General features: G+C 38.3%; 17 protein-coding genes and 1 tRNA gene. 5 read left to right on the forward strand and 13 right to left on the reverse strand.

Translation table 11 applies throughout. The features are described 5' to 3' along the window. On the reverse strand, window positions 1-219 hold the full coding sequence (locus AB4J89_RS17120) for a hypothetical protein (RefSeq protein ID WP_368470041.1): 219 nt from the start codon (window positions 217-219) through the stop codon (window positions 1-3). Beyond that, complete coding sequence (locus AB4J89_RS17125; RefSeq protein WP_368470043.1) at window positions 201-1,172, reverse strand: MFS transporter; 972 nt, start codon at window positions 1,170-1,172, stop codon at window positions 201-203. The genes AB4J89_RS17120 and AB4J89_RS17125 overlap by 19 nt, the downstream gene beginning before the upstream one ends. Before the next feature lie 539 nt (window positions 1,173-1,711). Between AB4J89_RS17125 and AB4J89_RS17130 the strand changes: the two genes are divergently transcribed. Further along, entirely contained in the window at window positions 1,712-2,233 is a 522-nt protein-coding gene (locus AB4J89_RS17130) for a hypothetical protein (RefSeq protein ID WP_368470045.1), read from the forward strand. Between the two features lie 40 nt (window positions 2,234-2,273). Here the strand turns inward: AB4J89_RS17130 and pyrI are convergent, their stop codons facing one another. The 4 genes from pyrI to argF all read right to left on the reverse strand — a co-directional run bounded on the left by pyrI (window position 2,274) and on the right by argF (window position 5,034). Further along, a complete protein-coding gene (gene pyrI, locus AB4J89_RS17135; protein WP_006535648.1) occupies window positions 2,274-2,732 on the reverse strand; it encodes an aspartate carbamoyltransferase regulatory subunit in 459 nt (152 codons plus the stop codon). A gap of 13 nt (window positions 2,733-2,745) precedes the next feature. Next, window positions 2,746-3,681 carry an aspartate carbamoyltransferase gene (gene pyrB, locus AB4J89_RS17140; RefSeq protein WP_088493958.1) on the reverse strand — a complete coding sequence of 312 codons (936 nt, stop codon included), beginning with the start codon at window positions 3,679-3,681 and terminating at the stop codon, window positions 2,746-2,748. Then, window positions 3,681-3,851 (reverse strand): hypothetical protein, encoded by a 171-nt coding sequence (locus AB4J89_RS17145; protein WP_368470048.1) that lies wholly within the window; start codon window positions 3,849-3,851, stop codon window positions 3,681-3,683. Before AB4J89_RS17145 ends, pyrB begins: the two co-directional genes overlap by 1 nt. 178 nt (window positions 3,852-4,029) lie before the next feature. Further along, complete coding sequence (gene argF, locus AB4J89_RS17150; protein ID WP_368470050.1) at window positions 4,030-5,034, reverse strand: ornithine carbamoyltransferase; 1,005 nt, start codon at window positions 5,032-5,034, stop codon at window positions 4,030-4,032. A gap of 184 nt (window positions 5,035-5,218) precedes the next feature. Here argF and rraB point away from each other — a divergent pair, with 184 nt between their 5' ends. Next, window positions 5,219-5,650, forward strand: coding sequence for a ribonuclease E inhibitor RraB (rraB, locus tag AB4J89_RS17155; RefSeq protein ID WP_151434047.1), 432 nt, complete (start codon window positions 5,219-5,221; stop codon window positions 5,648-5,650). A gap of 106 nt (window positions 5,651-5,756) precedes the next feature. Here the strand turns inward: rraB and AB4J89_RS17160 are convergent, their stop codons facing one another. From AB4J89_RS17160 to pepA, 6 genes are all read right to left on the reverse strand, one after another. After that, on the reverse strand, window positions 5,757-6,626 hold the full coding sequence (locus AB4J89_RS17160; protein ID WP_088493955.1) for a pirin family protein: 870 nt from the start codon (window positions 6,624-6,626) through the stop codon (window positions 5,757-5,759). Between the two features lie 362 nt (window positions 6,627-6,988). Beyond that, a complete protein-coding gene (locus tag AB4J89_RS17165; protein ID WP_036914671.1) occupies window positions 6,989-7,156 on the reverse strand; it encodes a YhfL family protein in 168 nt (55 codons plus the stop codon). Window positions 7,157-7,578: 422 nt separating this feature from the next. After that, on the reverse strand, window positions 7,579-8,088 hold the full coding sequence (locus AB4J89_RS17170) for a GNAT family N-acetyltransferase (RefSeq protein ID WP_109394761.1): 510 nt from the start codon (window positions 8,086-8,088) through the stop codon (window positions 7,579-7,581). Window positions 8,089-8,463: 375 nt separating this feature from the next. Continuing rightward, window positions 8,464-11,352 (reverse strand): valine--tRNA ligase, encoded by a 2,889-nt coding sequence (locus tag AB4J89_RS17175; RefSeq protein ID WP_088493954.1) that lies wholly within the window; start codon window positions 11,350-11,352, stop codon window positions 8,464-8,466. Between the two features lie 13 nt (window positions 11,353-11,365). Beyond that, window positions 11,366-11,815 (reverse strand): DNA polymerase III subunit chi, encoded by a 450-nt coding sequence (locus tag AB4J89_RS17180; RefSeq protein WP_368470053.1) that lies wholly within the window; start codon window positions 11,813-11,815, stop codon window positions 11,366-11,368. Window positions 11,816-11,920: 105 nt separating this feature from the next. Continuing rightward, window positions 11,921-13,429 carry a leucyl aminopeptidase gene (gene pepA, locus AB4J89_RS17185; RefSeq protein WP_088493953.1) on the reverse strand — a complete coding sequence of 503 codons (1,509 nt, stop codon included), beginning with the start codon at window positions 13,427-13,429 and terminating at the stop codon, window positions 11,921-11,923. Window positions 13,430-13,715: 286 nt separating this feature from the next. On the opposite strand from pepA, the gene lptF reads away from it, so the two are divergent. Together lptF and lptG are read left to right on the forward strand one after the other, a co-directional pair. Further along, complete coding sequence (lptF, locus tag AB4J89_RS17190; protein ID WP_088493952.1) at window positions 13,716-14,813, forward strand: LPS export ABC transporter permease LptF; 1,098 nt, start codon at window positions 13,716-13,718, stop codon at window positions 14,811-14,813. Beyond that, complete coding sequence (gene lptG / locus AB4J89_RS17195) at window positions 14,813-15,892, forward strand: LPS export ABC transporter permease LptG (RefSeq protein WP_088493951.1); 1,080 nt, start codon at window positions 14,813-14,815, stop codon at window positions 15,890-15,892. The genes lptF and lptG overlap by 1 nt, the downstream gene beginning before the upstream one ends. A 67-nt stretch (window positions 15,893-15,959) precedes the next feature. On the opposite strand, the gene ampH is transcribed toward lptG, so the two are convergent. After that, a complete protein-coding gene (gene ampH, locus AB4J89_RS17200) occupies window positions 15,960-17,189 on the reverse strand; it encodes a D-alanyl-D-alanine-carboxypeptidase/endopeptidase AmpH (RefSeq protein WP_368470056.1) in 1,230 nt (409 codons plus the stop codon). A gap of 1,561 nt (window positions 17,190-18,750) precedes the next feature. On the opposite strand from ampH, the gene AB4J89_RS17205 reads away from it, so the two are divergent. Continuing rightward, window positions 18,751-18,835, forward strand: a tRNA-Leu gene (locus tag AB4J89_RS17205). The last annotated feature ends 85 nt before the right edge of the window (window positions 18,836-18,920 follow it).

The following is an 18,920-nucleotide window of genomic DNA, read 5'->3' on the forward strand; positions in this document are numbered from 1 at the left end:
TTATTGCTGATAAGCTATTTCACAATTTGGTGATTGCAATCGTACTCGTAACCAAATGGTACCCAATGCGAGTAGTGAAAAAAGTATACCTACCCAAATTATCATTTGTAATTCAATGTGTTGAATAACCCACGCGCCAACCATAGAACCCACCGTTATCCCTAAATTAGAAAAAGCGATATAAAAGGCTATTTGCAAATTCAGGTGCTGCTTTTGCATCTCTCATTAACCATGTTTGAGAAATAATTAATCCTGATGTGTGTAACATGCCCCAAAGAATGATCAGTGGGATCATGGCAAGCGCCTGAGAACCGCTTAACCAGATAAATAAGTAGATAAAACAAGATTGGATAAGTTATTGTTGTTTTAACGACATTTCGCTGTAAATAGTGACTAAAAATAAAATTACCAAAATAACCACTCACACCAAATACAATCAGTAATGTACTGGTCATATTGTTTGAAAACCCTGTGATATTCACTAAAAAATCAGCAATATAGCTAAATCCAGCAAACATGGCTGAAAAAATAAGTGTCACGGTAGCAATACTTAACCAAACTGTTGGTTTTGTTAATACTTTTAGTTGATCACTAATCTTAAGCGGTGCTGTGACTTTAATTGAAGGCACAAAAAACACAATACCAATAAAAGCGATAACACTGGTGATAGCGCCAAACCAAAATGCCATACTTAATGACCAAGTTTCAGCAATAAAAGCACTAAGTGGCATACCTAAAACCATTCCCACCGCAACACCAGAAAAAACAATAGCAACGCCATGAGTGGATTTTTCTACTGGTACTGAATTTGCTGCCACCATTAGCGCTATTGCGAAAAATAGCGCATGGGTAAATGCTGGTAGAATACGAAATAGTAAAATAACGTGATATTGATGTGTTAATGCATAAACAGTATTGGAAATAATAAATAGGGCCATTATGACCAACAGTACCGTTTTGCGATTAAATCGCCCAAATAAAAGTGTAATAGTTGGACCTGTTATTGCGACAACAATCGCGTAGATACTGACCAAAAAGCCCACTTGTGGCGCAGTGATATTCATTTGTTCTACAAGTTGTGGTAGCAATCCAATCACCGCAACTTCGGTTGTGATCACACCAAAAACAGCCAGTGACAGTGTTAAAAGTAATAAGCGAGTTTTTGTTTGCATAAGTCTATCCGCAGAAGGCGAAAATTCGTCTCTGTTAAAGTAATTAAGTAAGTGATTTAGCGGATATATCCAGTCTTTATGGTGACAAAAAGTGAGAGAAAACAGAAGATCTACTTTGGCGATTCTAAGTAGAGAAAATATCTACAATAAATACAAATTAGTATTTTATTAATAATTAGAGTAAGCATTTATTAATAATAATGAGTTTTAAATAATTAGTCTTAAAACAAAATACATTTTGTAAACTCACTGGAATTTTTCTTACTTTTATTTATATTTGTATTGATTTTATTCCTCTGGTTCCGATTAAGGTTTATATATTATCAAATATAATTATTCAAGTTTAAATTAATATAAGGATTTTATAATGATTAGGATAAATATTAATTCTTTTTCTAATTGGAGAATTGTATATATAAATGGTAAGGTGAAGAAAATAGATATGAATCACTACTCAAAGGCGTTTAAAGGGGCTGGATTATTAATGAAGTCATTTTGTAAGACAAAATCAGTGGAATAGCAAAAGTAGGGTAGTTATTATGGATGATTATAATATAAAATATAATGATATATTTGAAAAGTTAGTTATTAATATTAATCAAAATGATACTCAATCTTTTTTTTCAGGAATGCTTGCATATTCTATGTATAAGCAAGAGAAACATGAATGGGCTGAATCATATAGAAAAATGCATAATACTAATAATATCCCATTGAGTGATTTGAATAATTTTTTATTAATATATAGTGATGAATATTTATTACGTCTAAAAAATAGTGCTGAATTATCCTTGATAAGATTTGCTGAGTTATATACAGAAATAGCGATTGATCTTGCTAAAGATGAGATTAAAAATATTTCAATTATTAAAGAGATTAAACGCTATAGAGAAGGATGGTGGAAAGCAGGATTAAAAAGTGCTTTAGGTTCTATTATATTTACATTCTTCGCATTTTTTATCAGCGTTGTTATCTCGATTGCTAACCCTGATTCTAATTATAGTAAGTTAATTCACTTTATTATAGGTGGAAAAGAATTTGTTATTCAGCAGGTTAACTAATAAAAAACTATCTGCCCTTGCGAGCAGATAGTTAAAAGAATTAACGAATAACCGCGTGGCGTTCGAACTCTTTTTCACAGTACTTGCAGGTTAATACAACATCTGAGGCCAGTTTTTTGACACGGAAACTGCTTTGTACTGGCTCGTTATGGCTAATACAGTTGCTATTAGGACAAGGCACCACATCTTCAAGTAATTCTGGCAAGCTTAATGCCATTTTATTAACGACTTGATAATCATCGATGATATTTACAGTTGCTTGAGGCGCATACATCGCTAAACGGTTTGCTTGCTCAGAGGTTAAAAAGACATTTTCGATTTTAATTAAGTCTTTTTTACCTAAATTTTCTGAAGGTAAATTAAAACCTACTGTTATTCTTTCATCCGTTTCTGTTAAGCGAAATAGTGACAGAATTTTAAAGCCCACCTGCGCTGGAATATGATCAATAACAGTCCCACGTTTGATAGCTTCAACTTTTAGTTTGTGATCATGTGTCATGGTGTGCTCCTTATTAAAGAACTAAGTTTTTATTCAGAACTAAGGCAAGTAATGCCTGACGTGCGTAGATACCGTTGCCTGCTTGTTGGAAATAATAAGCGTAAGGTGTTTTATCTACATCTGTCGTGATTTCATCGATACGTGGCAGGGGGTGTAGGATCTTAAGGTTATCTTTCACATTCACAAGATCTGCACTGGTTAAGATAAATTGTGCTTTAACATTCGCGTATTCAGATGGGTCTAAACGCTCTTTTTGTACGCGAGTCATATACAGAATATCTAGCTCTGGCATCACTTCATCTACTGTTTCATGTTGGCTGTATTCAACACCATTTTCTTCCAGCAAGTGAAGAATATGCTCTGGCATGGCGAGTACTTTAGGGGCGATAAAATAGAGATGATTACCTTTAAATTTCGCCAATGCTTGTGCCAGTGAATGTACTGTTCTGCCATATTTTAAGTCACCGACCATCGCGATATTGAGGTTATCTAAACGGCCTTGTGTTTCTTGGATGGTAAACAAATCCAGCAAAGTCTGTGTTGGATGCTGATTTGCACCATCACCCGCATTGAGTACTGGAATATCGCCCGCAAACTCAGAGGCTAAACGTGCTGCACCTTCTTGAGGATGGCGAATAACAATGGCGTCAGCATAAGTGCGAAGAACCGAAATGGTATCCGCTAATGTTTCACCTTTTTTACCCAGTGAAGTGTTGCTTCCATCAGAAAAACCGACAACTGATGCACCTAGGCGGTGGATAGCGGTCTCAAATGATAAGCGAGTACGTGTTGATGCTTCAAAAAAGCAGCTCGCAATCACTTTGTCTTTCAACAATTCGTTATTAGGTTGCTGTTTGAGTTTATTAGCAACGTGAAGAACAGACTCCAAATCTTCCCTGTCCAGATCATTGATGGAGATAATATGCTTTTGGTAGAGCGGATTAGTCATTAGAGTTCTCCTTTGGCGATGAATTGTGCGGTAGATGGTTTTTTATAGGCCAAAAAAAACCCCTCAATAAGAGGGGCTTTAAAAAATTGGGCTATTGGAAAAAAGAGAATGCGCTTGCGACCAGTTAAGGTGCTTGTTTTTGTTACGAATTGGAATAGGCGCTGTTTCATCTTTCCTCCTGACAAATTGTGGCGCATTATACGCATCTTGGAGTTGCACGCAAGCGTTTGCTTTTATTTTTTGCAAAAAAAAATTTTTTAATTTAAAAATCAATAAGCTTGAGATAAAACAAAGAAAACACCTATTTTTTCATAAATAAAAAATAGGTGTTTTGCATGATTATGTATTTTAGAAAGGATTTGCAAGGGTAGCGACCATCACCGCTTTTATGGTGTGAAGACGATTCTCTGCTTCATCAAACACAATGCTGTGTTTTGATTCAAAAACCTCATCAGTAACTTCAAAGCCACCATAGAGATTAAATTCTTCAGCTAATGCTTTACCCATCGTTGTTTCTTCGTCATGAAAAGCGGGTAAACAGTGAAGGAATTTGACGTCTGGATTTCCGGTTAATTTTATAACATCCATATTGACCTGATAAGGCTTCAGTAACGCAATACGCTCTTTCCAAACCTCTTTTGGTTCGCCCATAGAAACCCACACATCAGTGTAAAGAAAATCAGCGTTTTTAACACCTTCAGCCACATTTTCAGTTAGCGTGATATTTCCGCCATTTTTCTTGGCAATTTCTTGGCATTGAGCAACTAAACTTGCTTCAGGCCAACATGCTTTAGGCGCAACTAAACGTAAATCCATACCTGTTAATGCAGCCGCTTCCAGCATAGTATTACCCATGTTGTTACGAGCATCACCAAGGTAAGCAAATACCGTTTCTGATAATGGTTTAGCTTGATGTTCAGTGATAGTCAGTAAATCGGCTAATAACTGTGTTGGGTGGAATTCATTGGTTAAACCATTCCAAACAGGTACACCTGAATATTGTGCAAGTGCATCTACTGTTTTTTGTCCATAGCCCCGATACTGAATACCATCGTACATACGACCTAATACACGAGCAGTATCTTTTATCGATTCTTTATGTCCAATTTGGCTTCCTCCCCCCAGATAAGTCACTCTTGCACCTTGATCAAATGCAGCGACTTCAAACGCACAACGGGTACGTGTTGAGTCTTTTTCAAAAATCAGTGCGATATTTTTTCCAGTAAGATACTGAGTTTCTTGACTGGATTTTTTGGCTTTTTTCAATTGTGCTGACAATGTAAGCAGTTGTTGAATTTCAGCAGGTGAAAAATCAAGTAAACGTAAGAATGATTTCTGATAAAAAGGGTTCATAGAGTGATATCCTGTCATTGAATTTATATTCAATTTATATCAATAAATATTCATCATCAACCCCTAAAGGAAAACTTTTAATTTAAACAGTATGCGATAAGGAGATCATATTAAGTATGGAGTGTTGATCCTGCCTGTGGGACAATGAACGAGATACCTTTTCAGACTATTGCGGAGCATGATTATGGCGGACAGCAAAGAGTTAGCAGAACAACGTGAAGAAACACGTCTTATTATTGAAGAATTACTGGAAGATGGCAGTGATCCAGATGCACTGTATGCCATTGAGCACCATATTTCTTGTGAAAATTTTGAAACACTAGAAAAAGCAGCCGTTGAAGTTTTTAAATTAGGTTACGAAGTGACTGAGCCTGAAGAAATTGAAGTCGAATCAGGTGAGATTTTAGTTTGCTTTGATGCAGTCAGTGAAAGTGGTTTGAATGCTGAACTTATTGATGCTCAAGTTGAGCAGTTAATGAATTTAGCTGAAAAAATGGGTGTCTATTACGATGGTTGGGGTACTTATTTTGAAGATCCTGACGCAGAGTATGATGATGAAGAGGGTGAAGACGAAGACGACGAAGAAGAGTCTGATAAGTCATCACGTTTACATTAATTTTTGCTAAATGTTGTCCTTTTGTACCTGATTTTTCAGTGCAATATAGCACCAGCCACAAAATTGTTGCTTTGTGACTGGTGTTATTGTTTTTAAGCTAATGTCATTAATCCATTACGCCAAACTTACCATTGTCATAATCATCAAAAGCTTGTTGTAGCTCTTCTTGCGTGTTCATCACAAAAGGTCCTTGCCCTGCAATAGGCTCATTAATTGGCTCACCGGTTAAAATTAAAACAATGGTGTCACCCATTGATTCTAATGTGAGCGTATCGCCATGATTATCTAACATCACCATATCGTGTTGACGTGCAATTTCACTATCATTGATATGTACGGCGCCTTTTACGACAAACAGCATTGCATTATGACCTTCAGGAATACTGTAATGTGAAACACCTGCGCGATTTAAACGTAGATCCCACACATTCAGCGGCGAGTAGGTCATTGCCACACCTTGTGTGTTGGCATAATTACCTGCAATCACTCTGACATAACCTTGGTTATTTGATAATTCAACATGAGGGATATCCTCTGCTTTCAGCGCCTGATAACGAGGCTGTGTCATTTTGTACGCTGTTGGCAGATTCACCCAAAGTTGCACCATTTCCAATACACCGCCTTCTTTGGTCATTTTTTCAGAGTGATACTCTTTATGCAAAATACCAGAAGCAGCGGTCATCCATTGCACATCACCTGCGGTAATCGTTCCTGCGTGACCTTTAGAGTCATGATGGGAAACTTCACCTTGATAGGCGATTGTTACGGTTTCAAATCCACGATGAGGATGCGCTCCTACACCACGGGCATTAGTAACAGGTTTAAACAGTGTTGGCTCAGCATAATCCATCAGCAGAAACGGGCTATGTTTCTCACCATTTTCCTGATAGGAAAATAAGGTGCTGACTGGAAAGCCATTACCTACCCAGTGTGAATTTGGCGCCGAATAAATATGATTAATCTGTCTGATAGTCATGATTGTTCTCCGAGTTAAGGAAAGAAACCGCAATAACCAAGACACAGAAGGAGGTAATACAGATTATTGCGATTTCTTAATGAGGCTGATCATAAAGTGTTCTCATGATGAACAAAATAGGGGGAATTTGTTGATGGTGTTCAAAAAAAATGAATGACTTTGAACAGTGAAAATGAAAGAACAAGAATGTAATAAAGAGAGTAGGAATAATAAAAGGGTTATATTTAAATAATTAATTAAATAGTTTTTGGTGTAATGGTTTTTATTTGATTCTATTTTTAAAAATGAAAACAAAAAACTACATCCTTTCTTAGCAACAATAAGTCAGAATGTAGTTTATTAATATATTTATTTCTTAAATCTTATTTGCTTGTGTCGCCACAACCGCCAATGATTTTAGAAATAGAAACTGCTGGGTGCAGTAAGTAGTCGTAGTTACAGTCTTTTTCTTTATTGTATACGCTACCAGTACAACCGGTCATTACGGTAATTACAGAAGCAATAAGTGCAATTTTAACAAAGTTTTTCATGAAAAAATTCCTTTTAAATTTTAGAGTTATAAAAGCCAATGCATGACTTTATCTGCATAAAGATATTAAATTAGCTATAAATAGCAATATAAAAAAATCTCTTTTTTAAAATATAAAATAAGATAAATAATATTTTATTTAAGAGGGATAATGTGATTATCTAGAGTGGAATGAAAAATAATTTAAACTTGTGGGTTTTAATAAAATTTAAGATAAGAATTTCATTAATAATATTTTGATAATAATTAATTAAGAAATTAATTGTGAAAATAAGCACATAAACATACTGTATTTATATCATTTTGATAAATAGGATTTGTGTTAATAGATGCTATTTATTGCTAATAAAAACCCGCATAAGAAATGCGGGTCAAGTAGAGCTTATTTTATTTATTGTATTACGTAGGGAACAGCAAGAACGCTTAAAGTGGCTTCACCATACGGATCTCACAATCACTATGTCCAGTGTTGCCTAAAGCTTCATCAATAAATTCGAATCCTAGTTTTTCGTATAAACCGACAGCCGCTTTTAAGATATCTGTGGTTTCTAAATAGCAACGGCTAAAGCCTTGCTCTTTACCAAACTCAAGAGATTGCAGAACGATTTTTTTCGCAATACCTTTGCCACGCAGTTTGGATGAAAGGTACATTTTTTGTAGTTCACATGTATTGCCATCACCACCAGCTAGTGGTGCGACACCACCCCCACCAACAACTTCTCCATCCATTTCAACAACCCAGTAAGCACTGCGTGGCTGATGATAAACTTCATAGAGGGTATCTAAAATTGGATCGGCAACCGCAAAGCCTTTATCGGCAGTTAAACCGTGCTCTGCTGAGACTTCACGAATAACGCGTGCAATACCTGCGTTATCTTTTTCTTCAATGGCTCGAATAACAATATTTGAGGTTATAGCTTGGGTTGCAGTCATAGTTGCACTCATCGTTTTCACTTATTAGTAGAATATTTTTTGATTATTTATTGAGAGAGCACCGGAAAGGAACTTCTTCATTGAAAGTAGCACTGATGGCTACAAAAACTATCTTAATTGATTAAGCGTGTTTGTAAACCGTTAACCCTTTCTCTTTGCTTAACTTCTCCCTTTATTACTAGCGTTATATTTTAGTGAGCGATTAAATTTAAGTGAAAATAGGGGATGAAACGGCGTATTGACGAGAATAGAACCGTGAATAATAAGAAATGAAGTGAAAAATGGTTTTATTTTTTGGCTGAAAGAGACTAAGTAAAAACCCGCGATATACGCGGGTTTTCATTATCAATCTCAGCGTCTTTAAAGCGATAGTGCTTATAAAGAGGCGATAGAGACTTTCTGTGCGATTAGCTTCTCTTTTGCACTTAAGCATGTCGCTAAGCGTTCACGCTCTTTAGCAACAACCGCTTCTGGCGCACGGCTAACAAAGCCATCGTTAGATAATTTGCTGTCTAAAGTTGTGATATCTTTTTCTACTTTTTCAAGCTCTTTATCTAAACGTGCAAGCTCTGCATCTTTATCGATAAAGCCTGCCATTGGGATCAGCAATTCTGCACCGTTAACCAGTTTGTTTACTGATAATGGCGCTTCTTCACCTTCTGCTAATGGACGGATATCGGCTAAACGACCCATTGCTTTTAAGAAACCAATATTGTCACTAACGCGACGTTTCGCATTGTCATCGGCACCACGTAAGATAACTTCAAGTGGTTTACCCGGAGCAATATTCATTTCAGCACGGATATTACGAACCGCAACGATAACTTCCTTGATCCACTCCAGATCGTTCAGTGCTTGTTCATCCACCAGTGAAGCATCGAATTCAGGGAAAGCTTGTAGCATGATGGTTTCACCTTCAATGCCTTTAACTTCCTTCACACGTTGCCAGATTGTCTCTGTGATAAATGGAATAATTGGATGAGCAAGACGCAGTAAGCCTTCTAACACTTCAATCAGTGTATGACGTGCTGCGCGTTTTTGTGCATCATTACCTTTGTGTACCGCAGGTTTTGATAGCTCAAGATACCAGTCACAGAATTGGTTCCAAGTGAACTCATATAAAATACCGGCAGCGATATCGAAACGATAGTTATCTAACGCTTCACGATAGGCTTTAACGGTATTGTTAAATTCAGCTAAGATCCAACGGTCAGCCAGTGAGAATGTCATCTCACCACCTTGGTAGCCACAATCTTGATCTTCAGTATTCATCAGAACAAAGCGGCTTGCGTTCCACAGCTTGTTACAGAAGTTACGGTAACCAGACAGGCGTTTCATATCCCAGTTAATATCGCGACCTGTTGAAGCTAATGCCGCTAAGGTAAAGCGCAGAGCATCTGTACCGTGTGCTTCAATACCTTCTGGGAACTCTTTGCTAGTACGTTTAGCAATTTTTTCAGCCATTTGTGGCTGCATCATATTACCAGTACGTTTTTCTAACAGGTTCTCTAATGAAATACCGTCAATCATATCCAGAGGATCAAGTACGTTACCTTTGGATTTTGACATTTTCTGGCCTTCTTCATCACGAATAAGACCTGTCATATAAACCGTATTAAATGGAACTTGCGGTTTACCGTCTTCATCTTTGATAAAGTGCATGGTCATCATGATCATGCGAGCGATCCAGAAGAAAATAATATCGAATCCACTGACTAATACATTCGTTGGATGGAATGTTTTTAGTGCTTCAGTGTTTTCAGGCCAGCCTAATGTTGAGAATGTCCACAGTGCAGATGAGAACCACGTATCCAGTACGTCATCATCTTGGCGTAATGCGACATCAGCGGCGATATTGTTTTCACGACGAACTTCTTCTTCATCACGACCAACATAAACGTTGCCTTGGTTGTCATACCAAGCAGGGATACGGTGACCCCACCACAGTTGACGAGAAATACACCAATCTTGGATATCATTCATCCATGAGAAGTACATGTTTTCGTACTGTTTTGGTACAAATTGGATCTCGCCATTTTTAACAGCTTCAACGGCTGGTTTCGCTAAAGGTGCTGCACGAACATACCATTGGTCTGTTAATAAAGGTTCGATAACCACGCCACCACGGTCGCCATAAGGTACGGTTAAATCGTGAGGCTTGATCTCTTCTAATAAACCTAGACGTTCAAATTCAGCGACCATTGCTTTACGAGCAGCAAAGCGTTCCATACCTTGGTAGGCTTCTGGAATTTCAGTGCTGTAAACGTCAGATTCAACACCATTGGTGTCTAATACTTCTGCGCTAACACGGATATTGCCATCAAAATCCATGATATTAATCATTGGTAATTGATGACGACGTCCAACTTCATAGTCATTAAAGTCGTGAGCAGGGGTGATTTTTACGCAACCCGTCCCTTTTTCCATATCTGCGTGTTCGTCCGCTAAAATAGGAATACGACGGTTAACGATTGGTAGAATAATTTCTTTACCAATTAAATCTTTATAGCGAGGATCTTCAGGGTTAACAGCAACACCGGTATCACCTAACATGGTTTCAGGACGTGTTGTTGCAACAATCAGGTAATCTTTACCTTCTGCTGTTTTTGCCCCATCCGCTAAAGGATAACGCAGATGCCACATAGATCCTTTAACTTCACGGTTTTCAACTTCAAGATCAGAAATCGCCGTGTGTAATTTAGGGTCCCAGTTTACAAGGCGTTTGCCACGGTAGATGAGATCTTCTTTATGTAAGCGAACAAAAGCTTCTTTAACGGCTTTAGATAAGCCCTCATCCATCGTGAAACGTTCACGTTCCCAATCAACAGAGTTACCTAAACGACGCATTTGGTTAGAAATGTTACCGCCTGATTCCGCTTTCCATTCCCAAATTTTGTCGATAAACGCATCACGACCGTAGTCATGACGGTTTTTACCTTCTTCAGCAGCAATTTTACGCTCAACGACCATTTGAGTCGCGATGCCCGCATGGTCAGTCCCTGACTGCCATAAGGTGTTTTTACCTTGCATGCGCTGGTAACGGATCATGGTATCCATAATGGTCTGCTGGAAAGCATGGCCCATATGCAGGCTACCTGTGACGTTTGGTGGTGGGATCACGATACAGAAGCTTTCTTTCGTTGTATCGCCATTGGCTTTAAAGTAGCCGTTTTTTTCCCAATGCTGATACAGAGGTTGTTCAATCTCTGCTGGATTATATGTTGTGTCGAGCGATGGCTCTTTCGGTGCGGATTTATTTTCCATATTCTTTACGTATTCAATAGGTTGGCGGCGTAGCCATTGTCAAAGTAAAGCCGACGCTACGATAAATTTTATATCGTTCACGCGCCAACTGTTTCAATTGTTTATCAATAGGTACAAAGTCTATCACTTCATGGAAAGCTGTGGCAAAGTCTACGAATTGCGATTGCAAATTAATCAAGAGATCACGAGGTGCATTACCACGTTTTCCAGGCCAACATAATTCAACAGGAGAGCCATAACGAGGGCCTTCACCTGCAAGATTATGAGGAACAAACTGATGAGGTTCTCTTGCCCATAATGCCTCATCAAGCAATTCAGCTTGAGCCTGAGACTCACAAACCAACAAAATGCGTTTGCCTAATCGCCAATGTTCAGCGGTAAGTTGACAGGCAAGCCACTCATGAGCCTGTAAATCATCGTGTATTGATGGGTGTTCCATTAAATAAAACGTGGCGTTTTTCATGATATCCCGATAACAGAAGGGTATTGCGTTGCAATACCCTTCTTGGAGTCTGCTCTATTTACCATAATAATAGGGTAATACCTTAACCCTGATAATTATGCGGTATTAATCGTCGCTATTCAAACCCGCGCGATTAAGTAAGAACTGAGACAATAAAGAAACAGGACGGCCTGTTGCGCCTTTTGCTTTGCCAGAACGCCATGCGGTACCTGCAATATCCAAGTGAGCCCAGTTATATTTAGTCGCAAAACGCGCTAAGAAACAACCGGCAGTAATTGCGCCACCTAAACGGCCACCTGTATTTGCTAAGTCAGCAAAATTAGATTCGATTTGTTCATAGAACTCATCGCCTAATGGTAAACGCCAAGCGCGATCACCTGCTTGCTCTGATGCATTCATTAATTCATGTGCTAACGGGTTATGATTAGACATTAATCCGCTGTAGTGATGCCCTAAAGCCACCATACAAGCACCTGTTAATGTGGCGATATCGACAACTAATTCAGGCTCAAAGCGCTCAACATAAGTTAACGTATCACACAGCACTAAACGACCTTCAGCATCAGTATTTAATACTTCAACAGTTTGGCCTGACATAGTTGTTAAAATATCACCAGGGCGATACGCTTTTCCACCCGGCATGTTTTCACAACCTGCAAGTACGCCAATAACGTTGATTGGCAACTGGAGTTCAGCCACAACACGCATCACACCATAAACGGTTGCTGCACCACACATGTCGTATTTCATCTCATCCATGCCATCAGCAGGTTTGATAGAAATACCGCCCGAGTCAAATGTCAGCCCTTTACCCACTAATACGATTGGGCGAGCTTCAGGATCTTTATTGCCTTTATATTCGATAATCGACATTAACGATTCATTTTGAGAGCCCTGACCTACCGCAAGGTAAGCATTCATATTGAGCTCTTTCATTTGCTCTTCGCCAATAACACGCGTAGAAACATTTGAAGATGAGTCAGCCAATTGACGAGCTTGAGACGCCAAATAAGCAGCATTACAGATATTTGGTGGCATGTTAGCTAAATCTTTACATGCTTTAATACCTGATGCGATAGCTAAGCCGTGTGCAATTGCGCGCTCACCACTTGGTAGTTCACGACGAGTAGGTACATTAAAGACCATCTTACGTAATGGACGACGTAATTCTGTCTTATTGCTTTTCAGTTGATCAAAGGTATAGAGGCAGTCTTTTGCAGTCTCAACCGCTTGACGCACTTTCCAGTAATTATTACGACCTTTAACATGTAACTCAGTCAGAAAGCATACGGCTTCCATCGAGCCAGTTTCGTTGAGTGTGTTAATGGTTTTTTGAATGATCTGTTTATACTGGCGTTCATCCAATTCACGCTCTTTACCGCAACCAATCAGTAAAACGCGCTCAGAGAGAACATTTGGTACATGATGTAACAGCAATGATTGTCCGACTTTGCCTTCCAGTTCACCTCTGCGTAACAGGGCGCTGATATAGCCATCACTGATTTTATCAAGTTGCTCCGCGATCGGAGATAAACGACGAGGCTCAAACACCCCCACGATAATACAAGCGCTGCGTTGTTTCTCTGGGCTGCCGCTTTTTACATTAAACTCCATGCGTTCTCCTGAATATTAAAGACAAAAACGGAAAGTATCGTTTAGAATAGTGATCCGCATTAATCTACCCCATAGAAAGTTTACTTTTTATGTTAAGCTAAATGCATTAATTGAACACAACTAATTTAGCTAACTTATAAGCTTGTTCTTATTGGGAACCTGTTTATAGCATGTTTTGATATCATTTGGGCTGCAAGAATGTCTAACTGAGATGCACAAATGATAGATATACAACGAAGTTAGCGATTTTCCTGCAAAAAGACAAGTTTTCACAGGCATAACTAGCGTGATTATAATTCGATATTTAGCTCGGGAAACCCTTAAAAGTCAGATAGCCATCTTATTTATTCTGATGCTTATCTTCTTTAGCCAGAAACTGGTTGAAATTTTAGGGGCTGCTGTTGAAGGTAACATTCCTACAAACCTCGTGATTTCTCTGCTGTGGCTGGGAATTCCTGAGATGGCACAGCTTATTCTTCCATTAAGCCTTTTTCTTGGGCTTCTGATGACTTACAGCAAACTTTATGTTGAAAGTGAGATAACCGTCATGAATGCGTGCGGAATAGGTAAGAAAGCATTAGTGCAAGCCGCACTGTTGCTCTCATTACTGACCAGCGCATTAGCCGCAGGAAATGTCATTTGGCTTATTCCTTGGTCTTCGGTGCATCAAGAGCAAGTCCTTGAGGATGCTAAAGCAAACCCAAGTTTAGCTGCATTGATGGAAGGGCAATTTAAAATGTCCAGTGACCGCAATATGGTGCTCTATCTTGGTAGTGTAAAAGGAAACCAATTCCAAGATGTGTTCCTTGCACAGTTGCGTCCAACACAAGATCAGCGTCCTTCTGTCGTGGTGGCAGATAAAGGTTATACCAAAGAATTACCTAACGGGAATCAGATAGTCGTATTAAGTGAGGGAACTCGCTATGAAGGTACGGCAGTATTGCGTGATTTTCGTATTACCGATTTTAATGACTACCAAGCCGTTATTGGGCACCGTGAATCTACCATTAGCAGTAATCGTGTAGAGCAAAAAACGATGACTGAGCTTTGGCATTCTAATGAAACAGAATCTATCGCTGAATTCCATTGGCGCTTAACCTTGATTTTTTCTGTCGTCATTATGGCTGTGATGGTCGTACCTTTAAGTGAGGTAAACCCACGCCAAGGTCGCGTATTAAGTATGCTGCCTGCCATGCTGCTTTATCTGGTGTTCTTCTTACTACAAAGTTCATTGCACTCTAATGGTGAAAAAGGAAAATTGGACCCTCTCATTGCAATGTGGAGTGTTAATGGTGTTTATCTTGCCTTGGCTATCTTATTGAATGTTTGGGATACCTTGCCTATGCGTAAATTCCGTGCTCGCTTTAAGAAAGGAGTTGCCTGATGTTTGGTGTATTAGATAGATATATCGGGCGTACTATTTTACAGTCAATTTTGATGACACTATTTTTGCTGGTTTCACTATCCGGCATTATCAAATTTGTCGATCAACTCCGTAAAGTAGGGCAAGGGGATTTCACCACACTGGATGCGGGTATTTATGCCATTTTAAATATCCTTAAAGATGTGCAGATTTTCTTTCCTATGGCCGCCTTATTGGGGGCGTTATTAGGATTAGGCGCATTAGCAACACGCAGTGAGCTGGTGGTGATGCAAGCGTCAGGATTCACCCGTTTGCAAATTGCAGGCTCTGTGATGAAAACCGCTATTCCATTAGTATTGTTAACAGTACTCATTGGTGAATGGGGCGCACCACAAGGTGAGCAATACGCACGTAACTATCGCGCTGAAAAAATCATGGGTAACTCTTTAGTTTCTACTAACCGTGGTATGTGGGCTAAAGATGGCAACCAATTTATTCATATCAACCGAATAAAGAGCCAAAATGAGATGCAAGGCATCACACTCTATGATTTTAATAATGATAGAAAACTAGAAACGGTACGCTATGCATCAAGTGCAACCTACGATGTGAATAAAAAAACGTGGATGTTAAAGCAAGTTGAGCAGTCAGATTTAACTAATCCACAAAAAATCACAGGTAAAAAACAGGTATCACTGGAGTGGCCAACGCGACTAACGCCAGAAAAACTAAGTGTTGTGGCGTTAGATCCGGATGCATTATCAATCAGTGGACTCTATCAATACGTTAAATATCTAAAACAGAGTGGGCAAGAATCAGCAAACTATGAGCTGAATTTCTGGAAAAAAATCTTTGCTCCAATCTCTGTTGCAGTAATGATGTTGATGGCGTTGTCATTTATTTTTGGCCCATTACGTACAGTACCAATGGGATTAAGAGTCTTAACGGGTATCTCTTTTGGCTTCTTATTCTATATCGTCAATGAGGTTTCAGGACGATTAAGCTTGGTTTATGGCATACCCGCAGTGATTGCAGCATTAGTGCCGGGAATGCTCTTCCTAACATTAAGTTTATGGTTATTGATGAAGCGTAATCGCTAAGTAATATCAGCCAAGAAAAACAAAAGCGCCTTATAAGGCGCTTTTTTTATCGCTATTGGATATGCGATCACTGATAAAAATCTTTTGCTAAAGCACGAACAAGCGCATTAGTACCCTGAGTCACTTCACTAAATTTAGTGCCGTTAGGTTTACGGGTGATCACCACAAATACACCGATATTCAATTCAGGAATGGTTGCCATATAAGTATTAAAGCCACCACCGCCCCCAGTTTTTTGGTAAATCGCTGGAATACCATTAGCGGGAGCCATATAAACCCATCCTAAACCTACGCCATCAGCACGACCTGCAACGTCCATTCCTTCTATTGAAGAGAGTCGATTACGAGGAAAGTAGACAGATTGCTCTTTACTTGCGGTTGCTTTTCGCATGGCATTATGAGAAGTCAAAAAGCCTTGCATCCAACGTTGCATATCTGCTGGTGTTGAGTACACACCGCCACTTCCAGCTGCTGCAATAGTGTCAGAACATGGGCTTGGTTTATATCCTACTAATAGCCGTTGGCATTGTTCTGGGGTCGGAGTCAATGTGGTATTAGTCATACCCGCAGGTCGAGTAACATATTGTTGTAAAAGTTGAGGATAACTTTTACCCGATGCTTTCACTAAGGCATCCGCTAATAGATCGTAAGCTAGATTTGAATAAGCGGCTTGATCCCCTGCGGTTGATGTCAGAGTTGCTTTTTTCAACCAGTTCCAGCGGTCGCCATGTGTTGGCCATATAAAAACAGGTCTTCCCCATTTTCCACCGGGTTGTTCTCGTGGAAAGCCACTAGTATGGCTTGCTAAATGATAAAGACGGATAGGGGATTGAGAGCTGACTAATGGGATATTTACGCCGTAGTAGCTGTATTTTTGCAGTGGATCGGTGACTAATAATTTTCCATCATCTTGTAACTTTAACATTACTTCACTGGTCATCAGCTTTGTGATAGAAGCGATACGGATCAGTGAGTTCATTGATGGTGCATTGCGACTTTCAGGTGTTGTCGTCCCAAAAGAACGGTTTAAGGTTTGAGAGTTATTGATCATGACAATAACCATACCTTGAGGATTACTCTTTTGATAAATCTGTGAAGCGTATTTATCAAACAACGCACTTGCATTACGTACATTAGGGCTTAATGCTGTAGGCCATTGCGTCAATTCAGGCACATTGTTCTGTTGATTTAACATAGACGGTTGTGTCGCTGGTGGTAATGACGAACGTTGGCTACACGCATTCAATGTCAGTAAAGCGACGGGGATCATAAGATACTTTAGAAAATGTTTTTTCATTTTTACTTTCAACAGAAGTCAGTGAGGTGAAAGGAATGCGATCAACATAAGATTGTTTATGTTTTAATTTGGTGCCTTTCTATCGCGCTATTTTTTCTTTATCATTTTTAATACGGCACCTAAGATAATACCAACAAATATGCCCGTTATAATCCAGCCAACAATGCCCATAAGACCGCCTTCTAATCAGTTTTAAACCAAATTTTGATTATATTATCAGAAATAAGAATGTCTATCAGTGCAAGAGCCTGTTATCAAAAAGTTGGCATTAAATGTGTCAAATTGTCTCTAAGAAAAAGATAGTGAAGAAAAACTGCATCATAAAAAGACATTTCTCTCATATTTCTCCTCTAAAAATGAGGTAAGTATTAGCGTTAAGTTACAATCTCCCTCGGTTTATCTTAGTTTTTAACCCTATTATTAGCTTTTCTTTATTATTAAGTTAGGATATGTATATCAAGAAAATGTTAATTAATGGTATTATATCTTTCATAAATTAACATTATCAGTGTTTTAATTTAATAGGTGCTGCTTTTGGATGATTCTTTTAGTGTTTTATAAAGATAATATAAGAGTGTGTCATATTTTGTAATAATTTAGTGATTGTGGGATTGTGAAATTAAATTTATTATAGCTTCATCAAGTCGAGAGACTGAGAATATAAGCGTTACAGAGCAAAGATAACACAGCAATAATAGAGTGAAGTAATAAGAAGGCATATTATAAAATAGCCTCTTCAATAATAAATAATTTATATATTAGTAGTAATATTTCAACACCATTATATTAAATAGTAGTACCTTCGTTAAAGCAGTAAATAAATACCTTTATATTAGATAGCAGTACCTTCGTTAAAGTAGTAAATAAGTACCTTTATATTAGATAGCAGTACCTTCGTTAAAGTAGTAAATAAGTACCTTTATATTAGATAGTAGTACCTTCGTTAAAGCAGTAAATAAGTACCTTTGTGTTAAATAGTAATTTCCTATGTAGTAGTAAGAAGTACCTTGTTATAGTAGTAAATCCTTATATCAATAATATGTAGTATAGATAAACAAGTACATTATATTAATAAAACATAACTACCTTCTTCCTCACACCAGGGAAGAAAAGGGCAGTGACACTACAAAAATAACTTATAGTCATTAAAATAAAATTAAGCCCTCTATTAGCAGTACTGTCGGATCAAAACACTAACCCAAGTTTTGATCCTTTTTTTATTTATCGTTATATGATTTAAAATATAACGATTGATTAAATTAGTTTTAATAAACTTATATAATGATGATGTAATATTTAAAATAAAAAATAAGAGGTAAGAAAGTATAAATAAAATAATGACTAAATTTAAATACAAGAACGACGAGATAATTGATTTATCGATACAATATGATTAAAGCATTAACAATAGATACCTTGATGTCACCTATAAATCGTGTTTTATGATAGCAACAAACCTCAAATGCACTTTTTTTCGCCAATCAAACTGAAAACTAACAATAATTGTTGCGAGGGCTGTTCACGCAAGTATAATGGGCAGGTTTTCCAGACACACTTCAGTGCCGGAGTGGCGAAATTGGTAGACGCAGTTGATTCAAAATCAACCGCCTTCGGGTGTGCCGGTTCGAGTCCGGCCTTCGGCACCATAAGAACATCAATGGACGTCAACAGACGTCTTTTTTTGTATCTAAAATCCAGTGTTTGCAAGGCTTTCCCCGTATTTTCAGTCAA

The organism is Proteus sp. STS61-E, assembly GCF_040932335.1.
Classification (GTDB): domain Bacteria; phylum Pseudomonadota; class Gammaproteobacteria; order Enterobacterales; family Enterobacteriaceae; genus Proteus; species Proteus mirabilis_B.